The 21,762-nt window shown below is 52.0% G+C and carries 19 protein-coding genes; 16 read left to right on the forward strand and 3 right to left on the reverse strand.

What is annotated here, in order from left to right; genetic code table 11:
- The first annotated feature begins 172 nt into the window (after positions 1–172).
- The 14 genes from J2Z70_RS12275 to J2Z70_RS12340 all read left to right on the forward strand — a co-directional run bounded on the left by J2Z70_RS12275 (position 173) and on the right by J2Z70_RS12340 (position 17,221).
- Positions 173–1,186: a substrate-binding domain-containing protein gene (locus tag J2Z70_RS12275; RefSeq protein ID WP_209873140.1), complete on the forward strand. Its 1,014-nt coding sequence runs from the start codon at positions 173–175 to the stop codon at positions 1,184–1,186.
- A 21-nt stretch (positions 1,187–1,207) separates the two neighbouring features.
- Positions 1,208–3,073 carry a cache domain-containing sensor histidine kinase gene (locus tag J2Z70_RS12280; RefSeq protein WP_245368188.1) on the forward strand — a complete coding sequence of 622 codons (1,866 nt, stop codon included), beginning with the start codon at positions 1,208–1,210 and terminating at the stop codon, positions 3,071–3,073.
- Positions 3,074–3,095: 22 nt separating this feature from the next.
- Positions 3,096–4,310: a response regulator transcription factor gene (locus tag J2Z70_RS12285; RefSeq protein ID WP_209873143.1), complete on the forward strand. Its 1,215-nt coding sequence runs from the start codon at positions 3,096–3,098 to the stop codon at positions 4,308–4,310.
- A 205-nt stretch (positions 4,311–4,515) separates the two neighbouring features.
- Positions 4,516–5,625 carry a multiple monosaccharide ABC transporter substrate-binding protein gene (gene chvE, locus J2Z70_RS12290; protein WP_036729338.1) on the forward strand — a complete coding sequence of 370 codons (1,110 nt, stop codon included), beginning with the start codon at positions 4,516–4,518 and terminating at the stop codon, positions 5,623–5,625.
- Positions 5,626–5,726: 101 nt separating this feature from the next.
- The gene (mmsA, locus tag J2Z70_RS12295) at positions 5,727–7,256 is read left to right on the forward strand and encodes a multiple monosaccharide ABC transporter ATP-binding protein (protein WP_076074462.1); all 1,530 of its coding nucleotides are present in this window, start codon (positions 5,727–5,729) and stop codon (positions 7,254–7,256) included.
- Between the two features lie 6 nt (positions 7,257–7,262).
- Entirely contained in the window at positions 7,263–8,426 is a 1,164-nt protein-coding gene (gene mmsB / locus J2Z70_RS12300; RefSeq protein ID WP_209873146.1) for a multiple monosaccharide ABC transporter permease, read from the forward strand.
- 366 nt (positions 8,427–8,792) lie between these two features.
- Complete coding sequence (locus J2Z70_RS12305) at positions 8,793–9,461, forward strand: TraX family protein (RefSeq protein WP_209873149.1); 669 nt, start codon at positions 8,793–8,795, stop codon at positions 9,459–9,461.
- Between the two features lie 92 nt (positions 9,462–9,553).
- The gene (locus tag J2Z70_RS12310; RefSeq protein WP_209873152.1) at positions 9,554–11,062 is read left to right on the forward strand and encodes a copper amine oxidase N-terminal domain-containing protein; all 1,509 of its coding nucleotides are present in this window, start codon (positions 9,554–9,556) and stop codon (positions 11,060–11,062) included.
- A gap of 160 nt (positions 11,063–11,222) precedes the next feature.
- Positions 11,223–11,582: a BlaI/MecI/CopY family transcriptional regulator gene (locus J2Z70_RS12315; protein ID WP_209873155.1), complete on the forward strand. Its 360-nt coding sequence runs from the start codon at positions 11,223–11,225 to the stop codon at positions 11,580–11,582.
- Positions 11,579–13,006 carry a M56 family metallopeptidase gene (locus tag J2Z70_RS12320; RefSeq protein WP_209873158.1) on the forward strand — a complete coding sequence of 476 codons (1,428 nt, stop codon included), beginning with the start codon at positions 11,579–11,581 and terminating at the stop codon, positions 13,004–13,006. Before J2Z70_RS12315 ends, J2Z70_RS12320 begins: the two co-directional genes overlap by 4 nt.
- 114 nt (positions 13,007–13,120) lie before the next feature.
- Positions 13,121–14,332, forward strand: coding sequence for a chromate transporter (locus J2Z70_RS12325; RefSeq protein ID WP_245368189.1), 1,212 nt, complete (start codon positions 13,121–13,123; stop codon positions 14,330–14,332).
- 246 nt (positions 14,333–14,578) lie between these two features.
- The gene (locus tag J2Z70_RS12330; RefSeq protein WP_200869585.1) at positions 14,579–14,755 is read left to right on the forward strand and encodes a ribbon-helix-helix protein, CopG family; all 177 of its coding nucleotides are present in this window, start codon (positions 14,579–14,581) and stop codon (positions 14,753–14,755) included.
- Between the two features lie 27 nt (positions 14,756–14,782).
- Positions 14,783–15,910 (forward strand): DNA polymerase III subunit beta, encoded by a 1,128-nt coding sequence (dnaN, locus tag J2Z70_RS12335; RefSeq protein ID WP_209873161.1) that lies wholly within the window; start codon positions 14,783–14,785, stop codon positions 15,908–15,910.
- A 378-nt stretch (positions 15,911–16,288) separates the two neighbouring features.
- The gene (locus J2Z70_RS12340; protein WP_209873582.1) at positions 16,289–17,221 is read left to right on the forward strand and encodes a phosphotransferase; all 933 of its coding nucleotides are present in this window, start codon (positions 16,289–16,291) and stop codon (positions 17,219–17,221) included.
- A gap of 51 nt (positions 17,222–17,272) precedes the next feature.
- Here the strand turns inward: J2Z70_RS12340 and J2Z70_RS12345 are convergent, their stop codons facing one another.
- The gene (locus tag J2Z70_RS12345; protein WP_209873164.1) at positions 17,273–18,688 is read right to left on the reverse strand and encodes a metallophosphoesterase; all 1,416 of its coding nucleotides are present in this window, start codon (positions 18,686–18,688) and stop codon (positions 17,273–17,275) included.
- Between the two features lie 276 nt (positions 18,689–18,964).
- Here J2Z70_RS12345 and J2Z70_RS12350 point away from each other — a divergent pair, with 276 nt between their 5' ends.
- Both J2Z70_RS12350 and J2Z70_RS12355 read left to right on the forward strand, forming a co-directional pair.
- Positions 18,965–19,564, forward strand: coding sequence for a nitroreductase family protein (locus J2Z70_RS12350; protein ID WP_036729316.1), 600 nt, complete (start codon positions 18,965–18,967; stop codon positions 19,562–19,564).
- A gap of 79 nt (positions 19,565–19,643) precedes the next feature.
- Complete coding sequence (locus J2Z70_RS12355) at positions 19,644–19,838, forward strand: DUF2188 domain-containing protein (protein WP_036729313.1); 195 nt, start codon at positions 19,644–19,646, stop codon at positions 19,836–19,838.
- A 114-nt stretch (positions 19,839–19,952) separates the two neighbouring features.
- Here J2Z70_RS12355 and J2Z70_RS12360 read toward each other — a convergent pair whose 3' ends face one another.
- Both J2Z70_RS12360 and J2Z70_RS12365 read right to left on the reverse strand, forming a co-directional pair.
- Positions 19,953–21,146, reverse strand: a complete 1,194-nt coding sequence (locus tag J2Z70_RS12360) for a peptidylprolyl isomerase (protein ID WP_036729311.1) — start codon at positions 21,144–21,146, stop codon at positions 19,953–19,955.
- Between the two features lie 254 nt (positions 21,147–21,400).
- Positions 21,401–21,736 carry a LytTR family transcriptional regulator DNA-binding domain-containing protein gene (locus J2Z70_RS12365; protein WP_036729308.1) on the reverse strand — a complete coding sequence of 112 codons (336 nt, stop codon included), beginning with the start codon at positions 21,734–21,736 and terminating at the stop codon, positions 21,401–21,403.
- Positions 21,737–21,762 lie beyond the last annotated feature (26 nt).

Below are 21,762 nucleotides of genomic sequence, written 5' to 3' on the forward strand. Positions count from 1 at the left end.
TAGAACAAGCGGTACGACATAAAATGTCGTAGCAGATAACGAGTTTTTAACATTGGCCCAGTAACATAATTGACGGAACGGCTGCCAAGCCAGTAGACTAGATTGGACATAGATGGAAGAACCTGGGGCCCTAGGGCCTTCAGCATTCATTGTTATGAAAGGGGTTACATATGTGAAAAAGCTTGGGCTTGTCTACGTGCTGCTAATCGGCATCTTCGTACTCTACGTGCTGAATTACAAGCAGCAGGGGAATGCGGCAGACCCGTGGGAGACTGCGGGACTGCGCGGCAATATTGAGGACAAATACGTGATGGTTACGTTCCAGATCGGCATAGATTACTGGAAAAGCGTGCTGAAGGGCTTCGAGGACGCCGCAGAGGAGCTTAATGTATCCGTCGAGTATCACGGCTCCACCCAGCATAATGCGAGTGAACAGATGACGGTGCTGGAGCAGACCATCGCCAAGAAGCCGGCGGGAATTGCCATCTCGGCCGTGAATTCCAAGCTGCTTACAGCGACGATTAACAAGGCTGTGGAGAGCGGTATTCCGGTGGTGCTGTTTGATTCGGGAGCGGAGGGCAGCAAGGCGTATTCCTTCCTGGGAACGGACAATTATAATGCCGGAACGAAGGCGGCGCATAAGATGGCCGAGCTGACCGGGGGCAAGGGCGAGGTAGCTATTATCACCACACCGGATCAGCATAATCACCAGGAGCGGACGGACGGCTTCACGGACACAATTCGCAGCAAATACCCGCAGATGAAGCTGGTGGCGGTTAAGGATGGGCGGGGAGATCAGGTGGCGTCCAGGGAGGCTGCCGAGCAGCTGCTGGTGCGTTATCCGCAGCTGGCGGGAATTTTTGCCACGGAAAGTAATGGAGGCATCGGGGTCGCGGAAGCTGTGGATGCCACCCCTGGGAGCGGACCGGTCCCGCAGATTATCAGCTTCGATACGGATAAAGGCACACTCGATCTGGTGAAGGAAGGCAAGATTGCCGCAACCATGGCCCAGGGCACCTGGAATATGGGTTATTGGTCGCTGACCGAGCTGTTTCATCTGCACCGTGATCTGGAGGCTGATCCTGAGGCCTATGCCAATAACAAGCCCCTGCCTGTCCCCGATTCTGTAGATACCGGAATTGATGTGGTCACGCGGCAGAATGTGGACAATTATTATGCCAAATAGGCGGCAGAGGGGGAGCCTGGGATGCACAAGACCGGCGTGAGCATGGAGAAGCTGAAGCTGAATAATATGCCGATCCGCTATAAGCTGATTATTCACTTTTTGCTGATTAGCATTCTGCCTTCCATTGGACTGGGGTTGTTGATTGGCTGGACGGTGGACAGGATCGTGGAGGAGCAGAGTACCGAGAACACGATGCAGCTCATCCGCAAGGTAAATACCGCCATAGAGAGTGATGTGGAGAATCTGCAGAAAATTACGTACCTGATCTCGTTCGATCCGGGCGTCCAGAAGTTCCTGAAGGGGGCTTCACCGGCTCCGGCACAGCCGGACCCCGCAGCGGGCAATGGGGAATCGGCGGAGTACAATATCCGCAAATTTCTGCAGGGCTTCACCACACTCAGCTCCGAGATAGCAGGCATCATGCTGGTCAATCGTGAAGGCGATTTCATCAGCAACGAGATGTATACCCGTTCCGGTACCCGGCTGACGGAGGAGAGCTGGTACAAGCAGGCGGCAGAGAATAAGGGGATCTTCCTGATCGTCGGGCATCCGTATGGCCGTGCGGTCAGGTCCCATGTGGACTATAAGGAAAGCGAGGTGGTCTCTGCTGTACGGGCCATTGTGAATCCTGAGACGCAGGTGGTCCAGGGCGTGGTGCTGGTGGATCTGAAGCTGCGGGTGATCGCGGAGACGGCTAGAGATGTCACGCTCGGCAAAACCGGATATCTGACGGTGGTGGACAATCGCGGAGAGATGATTTACGCGCCGCAGCACCCTTTAATGCGTAACATCCCGGCAGGTCTGTTCACTGAGTCCTCGGGCATTACCTCGGAGACGGTAGACGGCCGCAAGCTTCAGCTGATCTACCGGACCTCGCCGTTTACCGGCTGGACCACGATGGGCGTGTTCCCGATGGATGAGTCGGCTTATGGAATCCGCGAGATTACGTTCAATGTTGTCACGTTTGTATTTGTGGTCTGTATGCTGGGCATGACCGCCTCATTCTATCTGGCCTATTCGATCTCCCGTCCTATCGGCCAGCTGGCCTCCTTCATGAGCAAGGCACAGTCCGGTGATCTGACGATCCGCTACTGGGGCAGCCGTTCCGATGAGATCGGGCTGCTCGGCCGCAGCTTCAATACGATGCTGGCCCAGATTAGCCGGCTGCTATCCCTGACCGAGCTTCAGGCGCGGCAAAAGCGTGAGGCGGAGCTGCGCAGTCTCCAGGCGCATATCAAGCCGCATTTTCTGTACAATACGCTGGATACGATTCACTGGATGGCCCGCAGCAAGGGAGCGGAGGATATCGCCGAGGTCGTCCAGTCCCTCTCCAGGCTGTTCCGGCTGGGCTTAAGCAAAGGGAGCGATATCATACCGCTCTCCGATGAGCTGGAGCATATCGTCAGCTATCTGAAAATTCAGCATGTCCGTTATAGCACCAAGCTGACCTATTCCATTGAAGTGGAGCCGCACTTACAGGAGCTGTATGTGCTTAAGCTGCTGCTGCAGCCGATGGTGGAGAACGCGATCTATCACGGCATCAAGGAACGGCGCGGCCCCGGCCACCTCTCCATTGCAGTTGTAGAACGGGACAACGACTTGTATCTTACCGTACGCGATGATGGTGCAGGGATGTCTGCGGATAAGCTGAAGGAGCTCAGACAGCGGCTCGAAGCGGTTGGCACAGAAGAACTGGAGCGTACGGAGACGGACGTGGCTGTAACGGGCAGCGCAGGAAGCGGCTATGGCATATTGAATGTGCAGGCGCGGATCAGGCTGACCTATGGAGCGCCGTACGGTATCCAGATTGAGAGCGGACCGGGGCAGGGAACTCTTGTAACCGTATGTCATCCGGTTGTTCGTGAGCATTACCCTGAGAAGGATTAGGACAGAGGAGGATGATCCGCAGATGATAGAGAAATGGAAAGTAATCATTGCCGATGATGAGCGCATTATCCGGGAGGGCATCCGGCAATGCGTGGACTGGGATAGCCTGGGTATGGAGGTGACGGCAGAGGCAGAAGACGGGGAAGAGGCGCTGGAGCTGGCCGTGGAGAATGCCATTCATATCGCCCTGGTGGATCTGAACATGCCGATTATGCATGGCATGGAGCTGATGAAGCGGCTGCGGGAGGCACTGCCCGGCTGCAAGATTATTGTGATCACCGGCCACGATGAATTCACCTATGCGCAGGAGTCGATCCGGCTGCAGGTGAATGATTATATTCTCAAGCCTGCGGAGCCGAAGCAATTGATGCAGGTGCTGCGGGGCGTCCGCGATGAGCTGGAGTCCGAGCGGCAGCAGAGCCAGCATCTGGAGCAGGCTTCCCGGCAGCTGATGAAGAACTTCCCGCTGCTGCGCGAGCGCTTCTGCCAGGAATGGCTGGATGGTAATCTGAGCCAGGCGGAGATCCGGGAGCAACTGCAATTCCTCAAGCTTCCGCCGCAGCGGCCGGAGCTGATCGGCATCATCCGCTGGAGGTGGGAGGGCCAGCATCCGGCGATGAAGGAGAAGGAGCGCCAGCTCTTCTTGTTCGCCATAGAGAATATCGCTGCCGAGCTGTTGGACCCGTATCCCAAGGTGATGTTCCGGGACGCCGCCGGATTGATCGTTATCCTGCTGTGGGATGCCGCCGGTGAGCGCATCCTGGCCGGAGTGGAGGCCGCAGTGCGCAGCCATCTCAAAATCGCTGTTGAAGTCGGCACGCGGCTGATCCAGGGAGAGATTACAGAGCTTGCTGCCGCTTACCGGAGCTGCCGGGTGGCGCTGGTCAAGGAGCAGCCGCTGTCCCCGCTCGTCCGCCGGGCGAAGCAGCATATCCAGGAGCATTACAGTGAATGCGAGCTTACCCTGGAGGCCACAGCAGGCCTGCTTCAAGCCTCCCCGGTCTATCTGAGCCGCCTGTTCAAGCAGGAGCTGGGCCAATCCTTCGGCACGTATCTGACCCAGACCCGTATCCGCCGGGCCGCCCAGCTTCTGCATTCAACCGACCTCAGTATTAACGAGGTGGCGGAGCAGTCGGGCTATGAGACCCAGCATTATTTCAGCACGGCCTTCAAGAAGCAGACCGGTGTGGCGCCGCTGCAGTTCCGTAAAGGAGTGCAGGCTGAGGTACGCAAGTAACTGAAGATACTGGATGAATAGTGGGGAATGCTTCAGTAGCCATCTATAGGCGAGAGGGCATTCCTTTTTGCATATAAAAAGTTATATTTTCACAAAAACAGTAGCCTCAGTGTAAATACGGCACCTGCCCCCGGTTGCTATACTCGATTTGTCACACGGGAACACCTGTGGAAGACATCAGAATAGTTCAGGGGGTAGTGCAGGAATGAAAAAATATTCAATGATCACGCTTCTGCTAACACTGGTACTCATCTTATCTGCATGCGGCAACAGCGGTAATTCATCCAGCAGCGCTGGCAGCTCTTCCGGCGGCGGGGACACGTCCAAGGGCAAGGTGGGCATCGCGATGCCGACCAAATCTTCGGAGCGCTGGGTGAATGACGGCAACAACATGGTCAAGGAGTTCGAGAAGCTGGGCTACGGCACAGATCTGCAATATGCGGAGGATGTGGTGGAGAATCAGGTCTCGCAGATTGAGAACATGATCACCAAAGGTGTGAACGCAATTGTAATCGCTTCAATTGACGGTGAGGCGCTGACGGACGTGCTGCAGAAGGCGCATGACGCCAACGTTAAGGTGATCGCTTATGACCGTCTGATCAAAAAAAGTGAATTCGTAGACTATTATGCAACCTTCGATAATTTCAAGGTGGGTGTGCTGCAAGGCTCTTACATTGAAGAGAAGCTTGGCCTGAAGGACGGCAAAGGCCCGTTCAACATCGAGCTGTTCGGCGGATCGCCGGATGACAACAATGCCTACTTCTTCTTCGACGGCGCCATGTCGATTCTGAAGCCATATATCGATTCCGGTAAACTGGTGGTCCGCAGCAAGCAGCTTACGATGGATAAGGTAGCTACGTTGCGCTGGGACGGCGCTGCCGCCCAGTCACGGATGGATAACCTGCTGAGTGCGAACTATGCGAGCGATAATCTGGACGCAGTCTTGTCTCCATACGATGGCATCAGCATCGGTATCCTGTCTTCGCTCAAGGGTGTAGGCTACGGCTCCGGTGACAAGAAGCTTCCGGTGGTGACCGGACAGGACGCCGAGCTGGCTTCCGTGAAGTCCATTCTGGCCGGAGAGCAGACCCAGACAGTATTCAAGGATACCCGCGAGCTGGCCAAGAAGGCAGTGGAGATGACGGAGAGTGTGCTGAAGGGGACCGAAGCTGAAGTCAACGATACCACCACCTACGATAATGGGGTCAAAATCGTCCCGTCCTACCTGCTGGAGCCGGTCTCTGTGGATGCGGGCAATGTGGATAAAGTGCTGGTGGACGGCGGGTACTATACCAAAGAGCAGCTCGGACAATAATAATCAGCAGCAATTCTCGCGGTTTCCCGGCGGCATCTAACAACGATAATATCCGCCGGAGAACCGCTGCACAGTCACAAGGAAAGCTGGGTGAGAGGCACATGAGTGAAATTATTTTGGAGATGAAAGGCATTACCAAGACATTCCCCGGCGTCAAAGCGCTCTCGTCAGTCAATCTGCAGGTGAAGGCAGGCGAGATCCACGCCCTCTGCGGAGAGAACGGGGCAGGCAAGTCCACGCTGATGAAGGTGCTTAGCGGAGTGTATCCGCACGGGACGTATGAAGGGGATATCTATTACCAGGGGCAGGTATGCCAGTTCAAGGATATCAAGGACAGCGAGGGCCTGGGGATCGTCATTATCCATCAGGAGCTGGCGCTGATTCCGTATTTGTCGATTTCGGAGAACATCTTCCTCGGCAATGAACAGGCCAGACGCGGGGTGATCAACTGGAACGAAACGACGGTCAAGACCAAGGCACTGCTAACCACCGTCGGCCTCAAGGAATCGCCGTTTACAGGAGTTTCTACGATAGGTGTCGGTAAGCAGCAGCTTGTAGAGATCGCGAAGGCGCTCTCCAAGGAAGTGAAGCTGCTCATTCTCGACGAACCGACAGCGGCGCTGAATGAGGATGATAGCGAGAACCTGCTGCTGCTCATTCTGGAGCTGAAGAAGCAGGGGATATCCTCGATTATCATTTCCCACAAATTGAACGAAATCGAGAAAATAGCGGATTCCGTCACGATTCTGCGGGATGGACAGACCATCAAGACCCTGGATATGAAGCAGGATGCCGTTACAGAGGATGTCATTATCAAAGGCATGGTCGGGCGCGACCTGACGAACCGTTACCCTGAGCGCACACCGGATCCGGGAGAGACGATCTTCGAGATCCGTGACTGGAATGTCTATCATGAGACACAGGCGGACCGCAAAATGCTGGATCAAATTAATCTCCACATCCGGCGGGGTGAGGTGGTCGGCATTGCCGGGCTGATGGGCGCAGGGCGCACGGAGCTGGCGATGAGTGTGTTCGGCAAGTCATATGGCAAGCGGATCAGCGGCCAGACTTTTATGCACGGGAAGGAAGTACACCTGAATAACATCAGCCAGGCGATAGAGCATGGGTTAGCCTACGTGACCGAGGACCGCAAGCATTATGGCCTGATCCTGATCGACGATATCAAGCGGAACATCTCGCTCAGCAGCCTGAAGAAGCTCTCCCGCCATGGCGTCATTAATGAGAACGAGGAAGTGCTGGTCGCAGAGGAATACCGCAAGAAGCTGAATATCAAGACTCCCAGCATCCTGCAAAAAACCGTGAATCTCAGCGGCGGCAACCAGCAGAAGGTGGTACTCAGCAAATGGATCTACGCCCAGCCGGATGTTTTGATCCTCGATGAGCCTACGCGGGGCATCGATGTCGGGGCCAAATACGAAATCTATTCCATCATCAACAGCCTTGCCGCAGAGGGGAAGGGCGTGCTGGTCATCTCTTCCGAGCTGCCGGAAATCATCGGGATGTGCGACCGGATCTACACCATGTGTGAAGGGCGGATCAGCGGGGAAGTGGAGCGGAAGGATGCGTCGCAGGAGCTTTTGATGAAATTTATGACACGAAGCAGGGGGTAACACCGCATGGGAGCCATTAGTGAACTGTTCAAAAAAAATATCCGCCAATACGGCATGATCATTGCCTTGATTTTTATTTCGGTGTTCTTTCAAATTCTGACCGACGGCATTCTGCTGAAGCCGCTGAACGTGACCAATCTCATTCTGCAGAACAGCTACATACTGGTGCTGGCTATCGGGATGGTGCTGGTAATCATCACTGGGCATATCGACCTCTCGGTCGGCTCGGTAGCTGCCTTCATCGGCGCCCTGTCGGCCATTATGATGGTGGATATGGAGCTGAATCCGGTGCTGGCCGTAGTCATCTCGCTGCTGATGGGCGCGCTGGTCGGGGCCTGGCAGGGCTTCTGGGTCGCTTATGTCAAAATCCCGGCGTTCATTGTTACCCTGGCGGGCATGCTGCTGTTCCGGGGCCTGACGATGATCGTGCTGAACGGGCAGTCGATTGCACCTTTCCCGAAGACTTTTCAGAAGATCAGCTCCGGGTTCATTCCTGATGTCGCAAGCGTGGGCTCGCTGAATGTGCTGACCCTGATCATCGGTGTTCTGCTGTCGCTGCTGGTGATCTATCAGGAAATCCGCAGCCGCAGGATCACGGTGAAGTACGGTTTTGAGCGGTCTGCGGTCTGGATGTCCGTTGCCAAGGCTGCTGCGCTGGTGATTGTCATCAACCTGTTCACCTATGTTCTGGCGCAATATAACGGGATTCCCAACATTCTAGTGATCCTGATGGTGCTGATCGTGATTTACTCCTTCGTCATGAACCACATGACCATGGGGCGGCATATCTATGCCCTGGGCGGCAATGAGAAGGCAGCAAGCCTCTCCGGCGTCAAAACCAAACGGGTGACCTTCTGGGTATTCGTCAACATGGGTGTACTCGCTGCCCTTTCCGGTCTGGTCTTCGCGGCACGCCTGAACTCAGCCACCCCTAAGGCCGGTACGAACTTCGAGCTGGATGCTATCGCTGCCTGCTTCATCGGCGGAGCCTCCGCGTCCGGGGGAATCGGAACCGTGGTCGGTGCCATCATCGGCGGTCTGGTCATGGGCGTCATGAACAACGGCATGTCGCTCGTCGGCCTCGGCGTAGACTGGCAGCAGGGGATCAAGGGACTGGTGCTGCTGCTGGCGGTAGGCTTTGATATCTATAACAAGTCGAAGACAGCCTGATAGTAAGATAGAACCCGGCCGGAACTGCTCCAGAGGGAGCGGCTCCGGCTTGCCTGTCGTACAAGTTCTCCTTCACAGCTTGCAGCATACGGCTCTGGCATGGATAATAGCACCTAAGGTGCTTTATATTTCATGTTATATAGATTGAACTAAAATTTAAGTTAAAGGAAAAGTGGCGGAGGGGAATTTTGGAACTGGAGGAGCGGAAGCGACCGCCTTTGTGTTTGAATTTCTACCGCATAATGCGGTTTAATTTAGGAAATTCAAACACAACAGCGGCCGGAAGTCCAAAACTTCTCTGGAGTCACGGCTAATCCCAAAACATAAAAACCATTAGTTCAATTTATATAGTACAGGAGGCTACAGATGCAGATTATTGCCATGCTGACCATGCTGATTGACCATGTTGGGCTGATCTTTTTCCCGGGTGAGCTTGCCTGGAGATATGTGGGGAGAATTGCCTTCCCGATCTACTGCTACGCGCTGGCGCAAGGCTATATCCATACCTCCTCCAGACCCCGTTATCTGCGGCGGCTGCTTGTCATTGCGGTGTTGGCACAGATTCCGTACAATCTGGCGATTCATCCGGGAGGCTGGAACGTCGTCTTCACCCTGCTGATCTCAGCGCTGGTCCTTGCCCTGCTCGATAAGCTGCCGAATCTGTGGGCGGGTATTCCGGTAGTGGTAATCGCTGTGCTGCTGATGGATGCACTGCCGCTCGACTACAACGCTTACGGCTTGCTGCTGGTGCTGATCTTCCGGTATACCCGTTCGTATGTGCTCGTGCTGGCGCATTTGGCGCTGAATGTATTCTATCTGTTCTATTATAATTGGCTGGTGCAGATGGCCAGCATAATTCCGACCCTTCTGATTGCGCTGACCCCGGGTTTTTGGGTGCTGCTGGAGAAGAGACGTCTGCCGCGCTGGGTCTGGTGGTGCTTTTATCCGGCCCATTTAGCAATCCTTGCGTTGGTAAAGTTTCTCTTTTTCAAAGAATGGGTATTTATAGAATGGCGGAGTTTATTTAGCGTATGAGGGTTCATCATTTCCAGGTGCTGTATTTACAAATTGATGCTCCTCTGAGATGATGGGTACGTTGCCAAATTATGAGCTAGAGGAGACATGCTATGAAGAAAATGAAAGCAAGAACCAAATGGCTGGTGCCGATTCTCGCCCTGCTGCTGATTCTGTCAGGCTGCCAGGCGGTTGGCGGCTTCGATGTCAATAAGGCACTGCTGGGGGATCTGGATGTCAAATCCTCTGAATCCAGCACTACGATGACCCTGAGCGCTGTTCCTGCTGCAGGCATCACCGCAGAGGACCGTGAAGTTGTTGATCTTATTAATTCCTTATCGCTTACGCTCGGTCATGTGAAGGTTCAGGATAACGGCAATGTCTCGGCCACGGGAGTTGTGGGTTACAAGGAGTTCAAGATTCCTTTCTCCCTCTTCACCGACCAGAAGAACCTGGTCTTCACCGCAGAAGGCGCGAAGCAGCCGTTCTACATGCCGCTTCAGAGCAATGAAATGTTGCTCAGCCTGGAAGCAACCGATCCTGCCAAGACCTTGGAATTCACTAAGCTGGCCTCCCAGTTTGTGATCAAGAATCTTCCGAATCCGGGTGCGATCACAGTGACATCAGTAAATGAATCCGTATACGGCCAGCCAACCAGCTTGACGAAGCTACATACGGAAATTACAGGGGAAGAGCTTCCGGTATTGCTTAAGAGCTTCCTGAGATCTGTGTCTAAGGATACCGAAGGCTTCACTGCCCTGATCAACGGACTCTATGATTACATGTATCCGCTGATCAAAGACAGAGCTGAAGATCTGAACAGCATCGGTCTGGGCGATATTCCATTGGAAGACAAAGAAGGGGTAGTCACCGTAGTGCATGATGCAGCCAAGCTGGCGGTGGATGCTCTCCTGCTCGTCTATGACAAGCAACTGGAGAATCTCTATGAATCGACCCCTGAACTCAAGACTGTTCTCGGCAAGGATACGAAGCTGACTGCGGATATCTTCGTGGATAGCGGCTTCCATGTCCGCAAACAGAACATTGACTTGAGTGTTGCTCTTCCGGCCGATGAATATCTGCCGCTGCAGAGCATCAACATGAAGCTGGTGTCCGAGACTTGGAATGTAAATGGTCCGGTAACAGCTGATCCGATCAGCACGACAGGCGCAATTGATTACTCCAAGGGAGACCTTACGCCGGGTGAGACGCTGAGAAGCTTCGATGCCAATTCATCCGTCTATAAGCTGCTCAAAGAGGAGATGGCAATTACCTCGAAGAGCCTGATGATCGCACCGGACGACGATTACTATTATCCGGTCGTGAAGAATGGCACTACCTATGTACCGCTGCGCTATGTGGCAGAGGATCTGGACGCTAAGGTTGAGTGGGATGGGCCTAACAAGTCGATTAAGGTTACCGACGATGTATACGGCGATCAGCTCGTATTCAAAATTGGTTCCGCGCAGGCACAAATTGCCGGCAAGACCGTGAAGCTTCCGTTAGCCGTATTCGTAGATGAGTACGGAGATGCTAATGTGCCGCTGCGTGTATTGGCTGAAGGCCTGCACGCCACGGTTGAAGTGGATGATGACGGCTATATCTGGATTGAACGTCCGTAAGAAGTAACGTTCTAGTCAAAAAACCGGGACCCCTGAGTAATCAGGCGGTTCCGGTTTTGTTTTTGCGGGATTACCTGGCGCCGCCTTGACAATATAGGTTTATTGCAATAGACTTAACGTCATTAGGTCTACTGCAATAAACTTATAAGGAGTGAACAGGATGGAGCCCTACAAATTATATGATGCTGAATATAAATTCGCTTGCCTGATCTGGGATCATGAGCCGATTAATTCTACAGAGCTGGTGAAGCTGAGCCTCTCGGCGCTGGGCTGGAAGAAGTCCACGACCTATACCGTATTGAGAAAGCTATGTGAGCGGGGAATTCTCAGAAACGAGGGGGCCATGGTCACAGCTGTCATCCCGAAGTCGGAGGCGCAGCGGCATGAGAGCCAGACGGTAGTGGACAAAGCCTTTGGCGGGTCGTTGCCGCAGTTTTTGACTGCTTTTCTCGGGGATAAGAAATTGTCCGCGAAGGAAGCGGCAGAGCTGAAGGGGATTATCGAGGAGGCCTCCCAATGACAGATCTGTGGATCAGCATTCTGAACATGAGCATTACTGCCAGCTATGTAGCCGTCGCCGTAATGCTGGCGAGAGTTCTGCTGCGGCGCGCCCCCAAGATCTTCTCCTATATGCTGTGGTCCGCAGTAATGATCAGGCTGATCCTGCCTGTCAGCTTCACTTCAAGCTTCAGTATCCTGAGGCTGGCAGGGCCTGCAGGCTCGTCCGGCACAGGGCAGCTGCAATTCGTTCCGAAGAATATAGGGAGGCAAGCGCAACCTGCATTGGACACCGGAACAGGTTCAGCAGGAAGCCTGTGGAACAGTCTGCTTCCGCCCGTAGCACCGTCAGCAAGCGTGAATCCGGTGCAAGTCATCCTGTGGGCCGGCAGTATGATCTGGCTGACAGGTGTCATAGTACTGCTCCTGTACAGCGTGTTCTCTTATATGAGAGTCATGCGCAGTGTCCGTACAGCAACAATTCTGAAGGGGCATGTCTTTGAGACGGACCAGATCATGACTCCGTTCGTATTCGGCTTCTTGAAGCCAAGGATCTACATCCCGGCTGGGATGAGTGAACAGGAGCTGTCCCATATCATGCTGCACGAGCAGACTCACATTAACCGGCGGGATTACCTGATCAAGCCGCTGATGTTCCTGCTGGTCATTCTCCATTGGTTCAATCCGCTGATGTGGCTGTCTTTTGCGCTCATGAGCAAGGATATGGAGATGTCCTGCGATGAGGCGGTAATCCGGAAGCTGGGTCCGCAGGTTAAAAGCAGCTACTCAGGCTCCCTGCTTGGATTTTCAACCCGCCGGAGCGGTCTTATGACCGGCAGTCCGCTGGCTTTTGGAGAGAGCAGTGTAAAGGCACGGATTAAGCATATTCTTGCTTACCGCCAGCCGACCTCGGGGAGTGTGGCCGCTTTTACCCTCGTCCTTGTGATCCTGCTGATTGGATGTACCGCTAATCCCAAGCCTGTGCAGCGTCCGTCGCAGCAGCTATATTCCGGTTATACGGTGGATCAGCTGCTGGAGAATAAGACAAAGTATATTGGCGACGCCAGCAAGGTCACAGCGCTGCTTGGTGCAATGCCGCTGCCCCAGGGACTGGAGAGGGCGGGCCTTGAGCTGACAACCGGCTCCCGCCCTTATGAGTTAACCATCAATTATACAGTGAACGATATTAAGGGAATGTGGAACGATGAGCTTCAGGCTTTAAGCCGGGAGCCTCTCCTGCATAATTCGATCCTGCTGTTCAGCCTGATTGATAACGCGGATATTATTAATTACTCACTTGCTGATGAAGGTATAACGTACAGCTTCACGTTCGCCAGAGAAGAGATGGATAAGCTGCTTGGAGAGGATGTCCGCCCTTATGGAGCGGATGAAGCTGGCCTTCGTAAGCTGATTGACCGGCTGGAGAGTGTCAAGCCGACTCCTTAAATGCCGATTTTCACAGAATATTTACGAAACACTGCTGCACCTTTTATCCAATGCTTGAACGCGGATGATAATCTGGAATGAGGTATACATTCTGGAGGCAAGGGAGCAACAGGTATGCAAGCAGAGAAACAGATGGTACCGGGAGAACATCGGAAGGGGAAGGCTGGAGCTTTACTTGAGATCCTGTTTGTATCGGCCCAATTGGGTCTTACCTCCTTCGGCGGACCGGTCGCCCATCTGGGTTATTTCCACAATGAATATATCCGCCGCCGGAGATGGATGGATGAACGGAGCTATGCGGATCTGGTAGCGCTCTGCCAGTTCCTGCCGGGTCCCGCGAGCAGTCAGGTGGGGATTGGCATTGGAATGGTGCGGGCAGGCTGGCTGGGTGGTATAGTGGCTTGGCTGGGCTTCACTTTGCCTTCCGTCCTTGCGCTGGTCGCGTTTGCCTTCCTGCTGCAGGGCTATGATATTGCCGATGCAGGCTGGATTCACGGTCTGAAGATCGTAGCTGTAGCAATTGTTGCCCAGGCCATCCTTGGCATGGGGCAGAAGCTGACCCCGGACCGGGAAAGAGTAGGCATCGCGGTTATAGCGGCAGGTGTTACATTATCATGGCAGACGGGCTACAGCCAGATTCTCACGATTGCTGTAGCGGGCATAGCCGGGGTATGGCTGTACCGCCACAGTTCTACGGAGAACGTGACAAATCTTCCGATCCCCATCCGCCGGTCGTCTGGCATCGTTTGTTTAGCATTGTTCGGCGTACTCCTGATAGTGCTCCCGTTCCTTAGAGGGACGGCTGAGGCGGGACCGTTAGCGATATTTGACAGCTTTTATCGTTCCGGTGCTTTGGTGTTCGGCGGTGGACATGTCGTGCTTCCGCTACTGGAACAAGAAGTTGTTCCTGCCGGCTGGGTGAGCCAAGCCGAATTCCTGGCGGGATACGGGGCCACACAGGCTGTACCGGGTCCGTTGTTCACTTTTGCCGCCTATCTTGGGGCAATGACCGCCGGTGTGCCCGGGGCAATCTTGGCCACGCTCGCGATTTTCCTGCCAGCCTTTCTGCTGGTTGCGGGCGCATTGCCTTTTTGGAACAGCTTAAGAAGGAGCCCCCGGATGCAAGGAGCCTTAACCGGAATCAATGCCGCTGTGGTCGGAATCCTGCTTGCCGCCTGGTACGACCCCCTGTGGACGACAGCCATCCTCGCGCCACTGGACTTTGCCCTCGTTGTCATTCTGTTCGTAATGCTGGTCTTCTGGAAGCTGCCGCCTTGGTTGGTTGTGGTGGCCGGTGCGGCGGGAGGAATGGTGATCGGGTGGTGACTTAACCGTATAACTCATGGAATGCTCCATGTTGAACTGGCCTTTGCTTAATTGCGAGGTCAGTTTTTTGGTATACAGCCAGGTTATCATTCATTCGTAACATTGTAAGCCCAAAAGTCATGTGGTAAAATAATAATAGAAATATTGAAATAGGTAACCTAAATCAAAAAAATGAGAGGACTAATTAAATTGACTCAAAATGATCTAAAAATAGGTCTTTCTAATAAAGAAGGTCAATTAGGGTTCATGTCTGCAAGAGGAGGTCCCCGGGAGGGAGCAGGCCGCAAGAACATAGGTGTAACGAAAAAAGTCTCGGTAACCTTAACTAGTGAGCTTTGGGAGAAGGTCGAACAACATTGCGCAGAGCATAAATTGTCCCGATCGGAGCTTATCCGATCTCTGATTGAGTCTACCGATTTGTAATGTAGCTTATGGAAGCGGGTGAAGCCAGTGCGGATCAACGTAAGCAAGGATATTCTTCTCAAAGCTCTTCAGCAAGTGCTTAAGGCTGTACCTGCAAACCAACGGATTCCCATACTGGCAGGGGTTCATATACAAGCTCTAACCAATGAACTAGTAGTTACGACAAGCAATAGCAGTATGACTATCCAGTACCGGATTCCCGGGGAAGATAACTCTTTGACGGTTCAGAGAATTGGAGAAGTGGTTGTACCGGCAAGGTATTTCTGCGAAATAATACGTAAGTCTGATTCTGGGATGATTACTTTGGAAGTCGACAGATCCTTACGGCTCACTATCTCCTCAGAACATACACAAATTCGGTTATGCGGAATGGATGCTGTAGATTATCCGGCGATACATCCTGCTGAGAATCATGCTGTACTTAAATTAGCAGTTAATAATCAACTATTGAAGGCTTCTATCCTACAAGTAGCAGGAGCGGCTTCTTTATCAGAACATAGGCCTGTGTTGACCGGGGTATCTTTTCAGTATAGAAATCATCGGTTACAGTTAACGGCTACTAACGGTATTCGTCTGGCTTCCCGGACTATAGATGTGGAACATGATGCTGAGATAGAGAGGCATATTATTGTACCTGGCAGAAATTTAGTTGAAGCGGTTAAAATCATGGACGGCGAGGACAGAACAACAGAAGTTGAAGTAACCAACCGTCATGTTAGATTCACTGCTAACCATATTATGGTTCAATCTGCTTTAATTGAGGGGGAGTACCCGTCCCTGCACCATGTGATTCCGCACACTTTTATATCAGAGATTACAATTGGAACAGCACCTCTGTTAAAAGCCGTCGAACGGACGACGGTATTGGCGAGTGAAAGTATTATAAGGTTAGAGACCGCTGCCGACAGACTACGTTTGTTATCCCAAACCGCAGAAATCGGAGATATTGAGGACGAGGTATCTATACTCGAGAAGAACGGGGAGGATTTCACGATCTCGCTAAATGGAAAGTATGTGGCAGACATCCTACATGGTACGAGTAGTGAGTTCGTACGCTTGCGATTCACCGGCAAAATGAGCCCGATGGTCATACACCCGAGGAATGATCTTTCTTCAACTTTTTTTCTAATTACTCCAGTGCGAACCGCAAAGTAAGCGTAAGGCATAGCCCTGTTATCCGTAAATTAAAAGCAAAGAGAAGCGGAGGGGAAATTTGGAACTGAAGGAGCGATAGCGACCGCCTTTGTCACCGGATTTCTACCACGAAGAGTGGTTTAAATCAAGAAATCTGGGGGCGGGCAGCGGCCGTAAGTCCAAATGTTCACCGCAGCGCCGACACTGCTTGGATTTCAAAAAATATGTATGCCGATTTTTTTCAAGACCTAATTCAACATAATAACAGAACGCAAAGAAACAGTCTATATTTTTTTCCGGGAATGGAATAGAGTGGAGTAGCCGGCAATACAAGAAGAAGTGGAGTGTGGTTCCTTGAAATTTCATTGTCATCTGGAGGCTGCTGCGTTGCAGGAGTATGTGGAGAAGGTCTTTGGTATGCGTTATACCGTCGTTAAGGTCAGTAAGATGGAGGGCGGTGCCCAGAAGGTGGTCTATAAGCTTGATTGCAGCAATGGCTTCTCCTGTATTCTGTATGTGTGGGATCTTACCATGAATTATTTTCAAGAAGAAATCGTTAATCATAATATACATGCCGAGTCCTACGGGAGTGAATTATTTGAGAGCAATAACAGGTTCCTGAGAGAGCATGCGATCCGCACACCAATACTCTATGATCTGAACAGGGACAGAGACCGGTACGATTTCGATTATGCGCTGGTTGAATATGTAGCCGGACAAGAGGCCGGTGGATATTTCAAGTATCCCGATCGCAAGGTTCAGGATAAGGTCTTCCAGCAGGTGGGAGAGATGACTCACGCCATGCATAGGATTCAGAGCAGAACCTACGGTAAGCCGAATAAAACTACGCCTAACAGCACACAATGTCATCTGCATCAACTATACAATGGGATAAAACAGCTATCTTATGCCGCAGAGCATGTGGAAGCTATCCGCAAGAATCAAGGAAAACTGCTCGACAAACTATATAGTCTGGAGTCCAAAATAGTACCCCGCAACAGCTACGGATTCATTCACGGGGAGCTTGGCCCCAACCATGTGATCGTTACGGATCAGCTGGAGCCTTGCCTGATTGATATTGAAGGCGCCGAATTCTATGATATTGAACACGAGCACAGCTTCCTGGAAATGCGTTTTGGGGAGCATTACCGCCGTTATCTGAATCTTGCTCCGCTTGATGAGAACCGGAAGCTGTTCTATAAGTTCCATCACCATCTCTCATTAATCTCAGGCGGGTTAAAATTACTTCACAGAGGGTTCCCTGACCAGCAGCTTGCCAGAGGAATTGCCGATCATCATACTCATTGTGCGCTCCAGTTTATAGAAGCATAAGCCTGGAACAAGCCTCTCTTTCGTATACCGTAAGGGAGGCTTTGCTGTCTGCTATTGTGTAGTCAGAACCATCTCCAGCGAGGTATTACTCACTTCTGCGTGCTCCGCCATACTGCGGATATATCCGGACATGAAGCCGCCCTCCATACTCTCCCACAGCTTGAATCCCGGCATCGCCCGGATCTCCTCCAGCGAATCAGCAGCGTTCCCGGCAAAATACTTCACGTTCAGCTTCGACATCACCTCAGCCATCGACTGCTTCTGCGCCTCCGTAAAGCTGCTCTCCTTAAGCCGTTTCATCGCTTTGTCATATGAGTTCTCTGCGAAAATCTGCTCCGCATACGCTTTGAAGTTCAACAGGTTAGGATCAGTCTTGTGGTTGGCCTTGGCCCAGCCGTCAACATCTACTTGAGCGGTGTGGTAGGTCACGGCCCGTGAAGCGGGATCGAAGGTCATTCTGCCGTACTGGTGCGGGTTCACCGCGAAGGCACTTGTAGCAATATCATAGACAGGCAAGGCCGGATCTATCGAGGCTTCTGGAGGATCGCGGCGGATATCCTGCATATGAATATGCCCGGATAATACCAGGTTTAGCCCATTCCTGCGAAAAGCCTTCATCGTCTCCTGGCTGTTGTTGAGCTTGAACCCGGAGACGGCCATGGAGGTATGGCTCAGCAGATTATGATGCATCACGGTAATCACAGACGCATGCTCCTGAGCGGCCCGCTTCACATTGTCGTCGATCCAGGCAAGGGTGGAGGGCAGCAGGCGCCCGTCGGTCTGCGGAAAATTATATTCTTCGTTATGTGCATACTGGGCACTATCAAGCATCAGCAGCCACAGGCCGGGTGCTGCCTTCACCGCATAGCTTAAGCTGTCCGCATCCCGCGAGACCGCCTCGTTATATCCGAAATCATCATAGATGCGCAGGAAATCCTCTACATTAATATGCTTGGCAACGACCTGCTTGTCACCGTCGAACGATCTGGCCCAGGGGTTGTTGATATCATGGTTGCCTGGAGTCACGTAGACGCGGGTTCCGGCAGCCTCCATTCGGTGCAGCTTCGCGGCCAGCTCTTTATGACTGCCCGCTTCACCGTTATTCGTGAGGTCGCCGCTCAGAATGAGGAAGGCCGGCTTATTCTGTTCCACATCCCGGACCAGAGCTTCGGTCAGCTCATCGCTGTAAGGAAGCATTTTGCCATCGCCGCCTGTGACATAGGTCTGGAAGGCCTGACCGCCGTCCTCCAGGGCTTTGTCCAGATAATGCGTATCGGTGGCGACCCAGAAGGATATAGGTTCTCCGGGTTCTGCAGCAGGGGTCACGGCCTCAGCAACTGCTGGAACAGCGTTCAAGGCAGAAGAAGCGGAGTCTTCACACCCGCTGAGGATGAGGATGGAGGAGAGGAACATCATTAAGGTGAGCTTCACCGCATGGATTGTGCGGTTATGAAGCGAGACGCGCATAGCTTAACCTTCTTTCTGTATTTTAGCTGAATCATTGTAGCTTATTTATGGCCGGGTTGTATATACGATATGTTAGCCGTTGTTTCTAAACCTCCACAATAGCTTATAGAAAATAGTGGAAGGTGCATAAATGAACGCAATTCAGCGACACTAAGAGCGGTTATACAAATAAAGAGCTGGTACAGGAAAAAGTTGTGAATGATGTGTTGTATTCAGGTCGGAAAAGTGTTATGATTAAAAAAGTAAGTTACTTAATTAAATGGAGGTAGTTATTTTATGTCTAAGACTTTTTTTGAAGCGGTAAAAGGCAGACGTTCCATATACGCCATCAGTAAAGAATCCCCAATCTCTGATGAACAAATTCAGAAGATTGTAGAAGAGGCTGTTCTACATAGCCCAACTTCCTTCAACTCGCAAAGCTCCAGAGCTGTAGTATTGCTGGGCGAACAACATGATAAGCTGTGGGATATTACAGCAGAAACCCTGCGTAAGATCGTTCCTACTGAACAATTCGAAGGCACGGCTCAGAAGCTGTCCTCTTTCAAAGCCGGCTACGGCACTGTGCTCTTCTATGAAGATCAGGCAGTGGTGAAGCACCTGCAGGAGAACTTTGCACTGTATGCTGAGAACTTCCCGATCTGGTCCAACCAGTCCTCCGGGATTCTGCAATATGTAGTATGGACTGCCTTCGCCGAAGAAGGTCTGGGAGCCTCCCTTCAGCACTATAACCCGTTGATCGATGATGAAGTGAAGGAGACCTTTGGTATTGCTGCGGACTGGAAGCTGATTGCCCAGATGCCATTCGGTAACATCCTGACTCCTCCAGGCGAGAAGGAATTCCAGCCGATTGAAGAGCGCGTGAAGGTAATTAAATAAGCAAACCCTGCGGTAAGCAGTTTAGAACCTCCCTGATCCGGCTAAGTATGAGTATAGCCCGATCAAGGAGGTTTTTGTCATGCCATGGAACAAGGAGAACTACCCGGATTCACTGAAGAATTTCACGGCGCCTGTACGCAATAAAGCGGTAGAGATCGCCAATGCGCTGCTGGAGGACGGATATGAGGAGGGGCGGGCCATCGCCATTGCCACTGCACAAGCCAAGGAGTGGGGCGAGAATCACGATAAGCAGATCCGCAAAAAGGATCACTGACCGCTCTGCCTGGACTCCGTGGGTGAGGCGTCCATCTGGACATAAGCAAAGAGGACAAGCGGTTATCCGCCTGTCCTCTTTGTAAGTATAGCTTGTACACCAATGCGCTATTCGTTATTTCGTTGCAGGAGCTTCCGTTGCAGGAGCTTCTGTTGCAGCAGCAGGTGCTTCACTGGCTGCCGGAGTAGCAGATGCATCCGGTTTATCGGTCAAAGTATTCGTGATTTTGGCATTCTTGTTCAGATCAGCGAGCCAGGTAGCAGACATCTCGGATACTTTTTGGGACATCAGCGTCTTTTTGATCTCGTCTTTCTTCTCGGCCAGTGTATATTCCTTGGCTTCCTTGCGGTCGGTAACCTTGATAATGTGGTAGCCGTAATCGGATTTCACTGCACCGCTGGTTTCGCCAACCTTCAGCTTGAAGGCAGCATCGGAGAACTCAGCAACCATGTCTCCGCGTTTGAAGAAGTCAAGATCGCCGCCTTTGTCCTTCGAGCCGGTGTCAGCGGATTTTTCCTTAGCCAGTGCAGCGAAGTCTCCGCCTTCTTTGAGCTGCTTAACGATGGCATCAGCTTCTTCCTTGGTCTTCACCAGGATGTGGGAAGCGCGAACTTCTTCCTCCTGATTGTATTTCGCTTTGTTTTCTTCGAAGTATTTGGAGATTTCATCATCGGTAACCGTTACCTTCGGTTCTACCAGCTTGCGGATTTCAACCTGGAGCGGCATTTGCTTCTTCAGGTCTTCAATGGTCATCGAGCTCTGCTGCAGAGCGTTATTCAGAGCTTCCTCGCCGCCGAACTGGGTTTTGAGGTTCTCGATCTCTTCATTGATGTCTGCATCGGTAACCTTAATGTTGGCTTTCTTGGCTTCCTGGCCCACCAGTGTAGTGGTGATCAGGTTTTGCAGGGTGGATTCCCCGCCGGCTTCAACCAATTTATCATACAGCTGCGCTTTGGTGATGTCTGTTCCATTCACGGAAGCAACTGCAATTTTGCTGTCATCTTTCTTGAAAGGTTGTACAATCAGCACTACGATTAGCGCTGCTGCCAGTACGAGCGATGCAATCATCCAGCCTTTGCCGCCGCCGGATGGAGCAGGTGAGGAAGGAGGAGTACCGCCGCCGCCGACTTTGTTCATCACGGGAACGCTTTCTTCAACTCTTGGAGCTGTTCGTACAGGTTCCTGCGGTACAGGGGCTGTTCCGGCAGGTTCAATAACTTCTTCCGGAGTACTCACAGAAGCGTCGTTCTCTTCCGGCGTAATGCCGTTTTCTAGCTTGTCATTTTCATTGAAATCTTTTTTGTCCATTATAATTAATGACTCCCTTCAATATAGGTGGTGCCTGTCTTTCTACAACTTTACCAGAAAACAGAATTCCAAACCTTAAGAAAGTATAAAAAAGCACAATTACTTTTTAAGATTCCATTAAGAAACAGGTAAAACACAGGAAAAACCGGAGCAGCACGGGTGTCCCCATATGCGCTCCGGCCTGATGAGAGAGACTGTAATGATTCGAATAGAATAATACCAAGGTGCAAGAGGTGTGCGGATAACGCTCCGGCTTAAGAGCTCAGTCCCCTAAGCAGATGACGGATGTTCTCCTGCTTGCGTCTTGGAACCCGTACAGACTTGGCATAGAGGCCCATTTCACCGAAGTAGATGCAGTCGTCCTCGATGGAACTGATCTTGTTCAGGTTCACGTAGCAGCCGCCGTACACATGATAATAGCTGTTGCTCGACAATAAGCGGTTCAGTTGCTCGGCAGTCATTCTCTTTTTAATATTGTAGTTTCTGCCGTGAAAAATGACCAGGTCATGGTCCCCGACCTTAAAGAACAGAATGTCTGTCTCCACCTCGAAGTCCTCATATACATTTCTGGCTTCCAGCAGGCTGCTCATTCGTGTTCCCCCTTTATCTTGATTAA

This window comes from Paenibacillus silagei (genome assembly GCF_017874735.1).
Classification (GTDB): Bacteria; Bacillota; Bacilli; order Paenibacillales; family Paenibacillaceae; genus Paenibacillus_AQ; species Paenibacillus_AQ silagei.

Coding starts and splice junctions, on each gene's coding strand:
- J2Z70_RS12280 (WP_245368188.1), top strand. CDS start 1,208: ATGCACAAGACCGGCGTGAGCATGGAGAAGCTGAAGCTGAATAATATG.
- J2Z70_RS12285 (WP_209873143.1), top strand. CDS start 3,096: ATGATAGAGAAATGGAAAGTAATCATTGCCGATGATGAGCGCATTATC.
- chvE (WP_036729338.1), top strand. CDS start 4,516: ATGAAAAAATATTCAATGATCACGCTTCTGCTAACACTGGTACTCATC.
- mmsA (WP_076074462.1), top strand. CDS start 5,727: ATGAGTGAAATTATTTTGGAGATGAAAGGCATTACCAAGACATTCCCC.
- mmsB (WP_209873146.1), top strand. CDS start 7,263: ATGGGAGCCATTAGTGAACTGTTCAAAAAAAATATCCGCCAATACGGC.
- J2Z70_RS12305 (WP_209873149.1), top strand. CDS start 8,793: ATGCAGATTATTGCCATGCTGACCATGCTGATTGACCATGTTGGGCTG.
- J2Z70_RS12310 (WP_209873152.1), top strand. CDS start 9,554: ATGAAGAAAATGAAAGCAAGAACCAAATGGCTGGTGCCGATTCTCGCC.
- J2Z70_RS12315 (WP_209873155.1), top strand. CDS start 11,223: ATGGAGCCCTACAAATTATATGATGCTGAATATAAATTCGCTTGCCTG.
- J2Z70_RS12320 (WP_209873158.1), top strand. CDS start 11,579: ATGACAGATCTGTGGATCAGCATTCTGAACATGAGCATTACTGCCAGC.
- J2Z70_RS12325 (WP_245368189.1), top strand. CDS start 13,121: ATGCAAGCAGAGAAACAGATGGTACCGGGAGAACATCGGAAGGGGAAG.
- J2Z70_RS12330 (WP_200869585.1), top strand. CDS start 14,579: ATGTCTGCAAGAGGAGGTCCCCGGGAGGGAGCAGGCCGCAAGAACATA.
- J2Z70_RS12345 (WP_209873164.1), bottom strand. CDS start 18,688: ATGCGCGTCTCGCTTCATAACCGCACAATCCATGCGGTGAAGCTCACC.
- J2Z70_RS12350 (WP_036729316.1), top strand. CDS start 18,965: ATGTCTAAGACTTTTTTTGAAGCGGTAAAAGGCAGACGTTCCATATAC.
- J2Z70_RS12355 (WP_036729313.1), top strand. CDS start 19,644: ATGCCATGGAACAAGGAGAACTACCCGGATTCACTGAAGAATTTCACG.
- J2Z70_RS12360 (WP_036729311.1), bottom strand. CDS start 21,146: ATGGACAAAAAAGATTTCAATGAAAATGACAAGCTAGAAAACGGCATT.
- J2Z70_RS12365 (WP_036729308.1), bottom strand. CDS start 21,736: ATGAGCAGCCTGCTGGAAGCCAGAAATGTATATGAGGACTTCGAGGTG.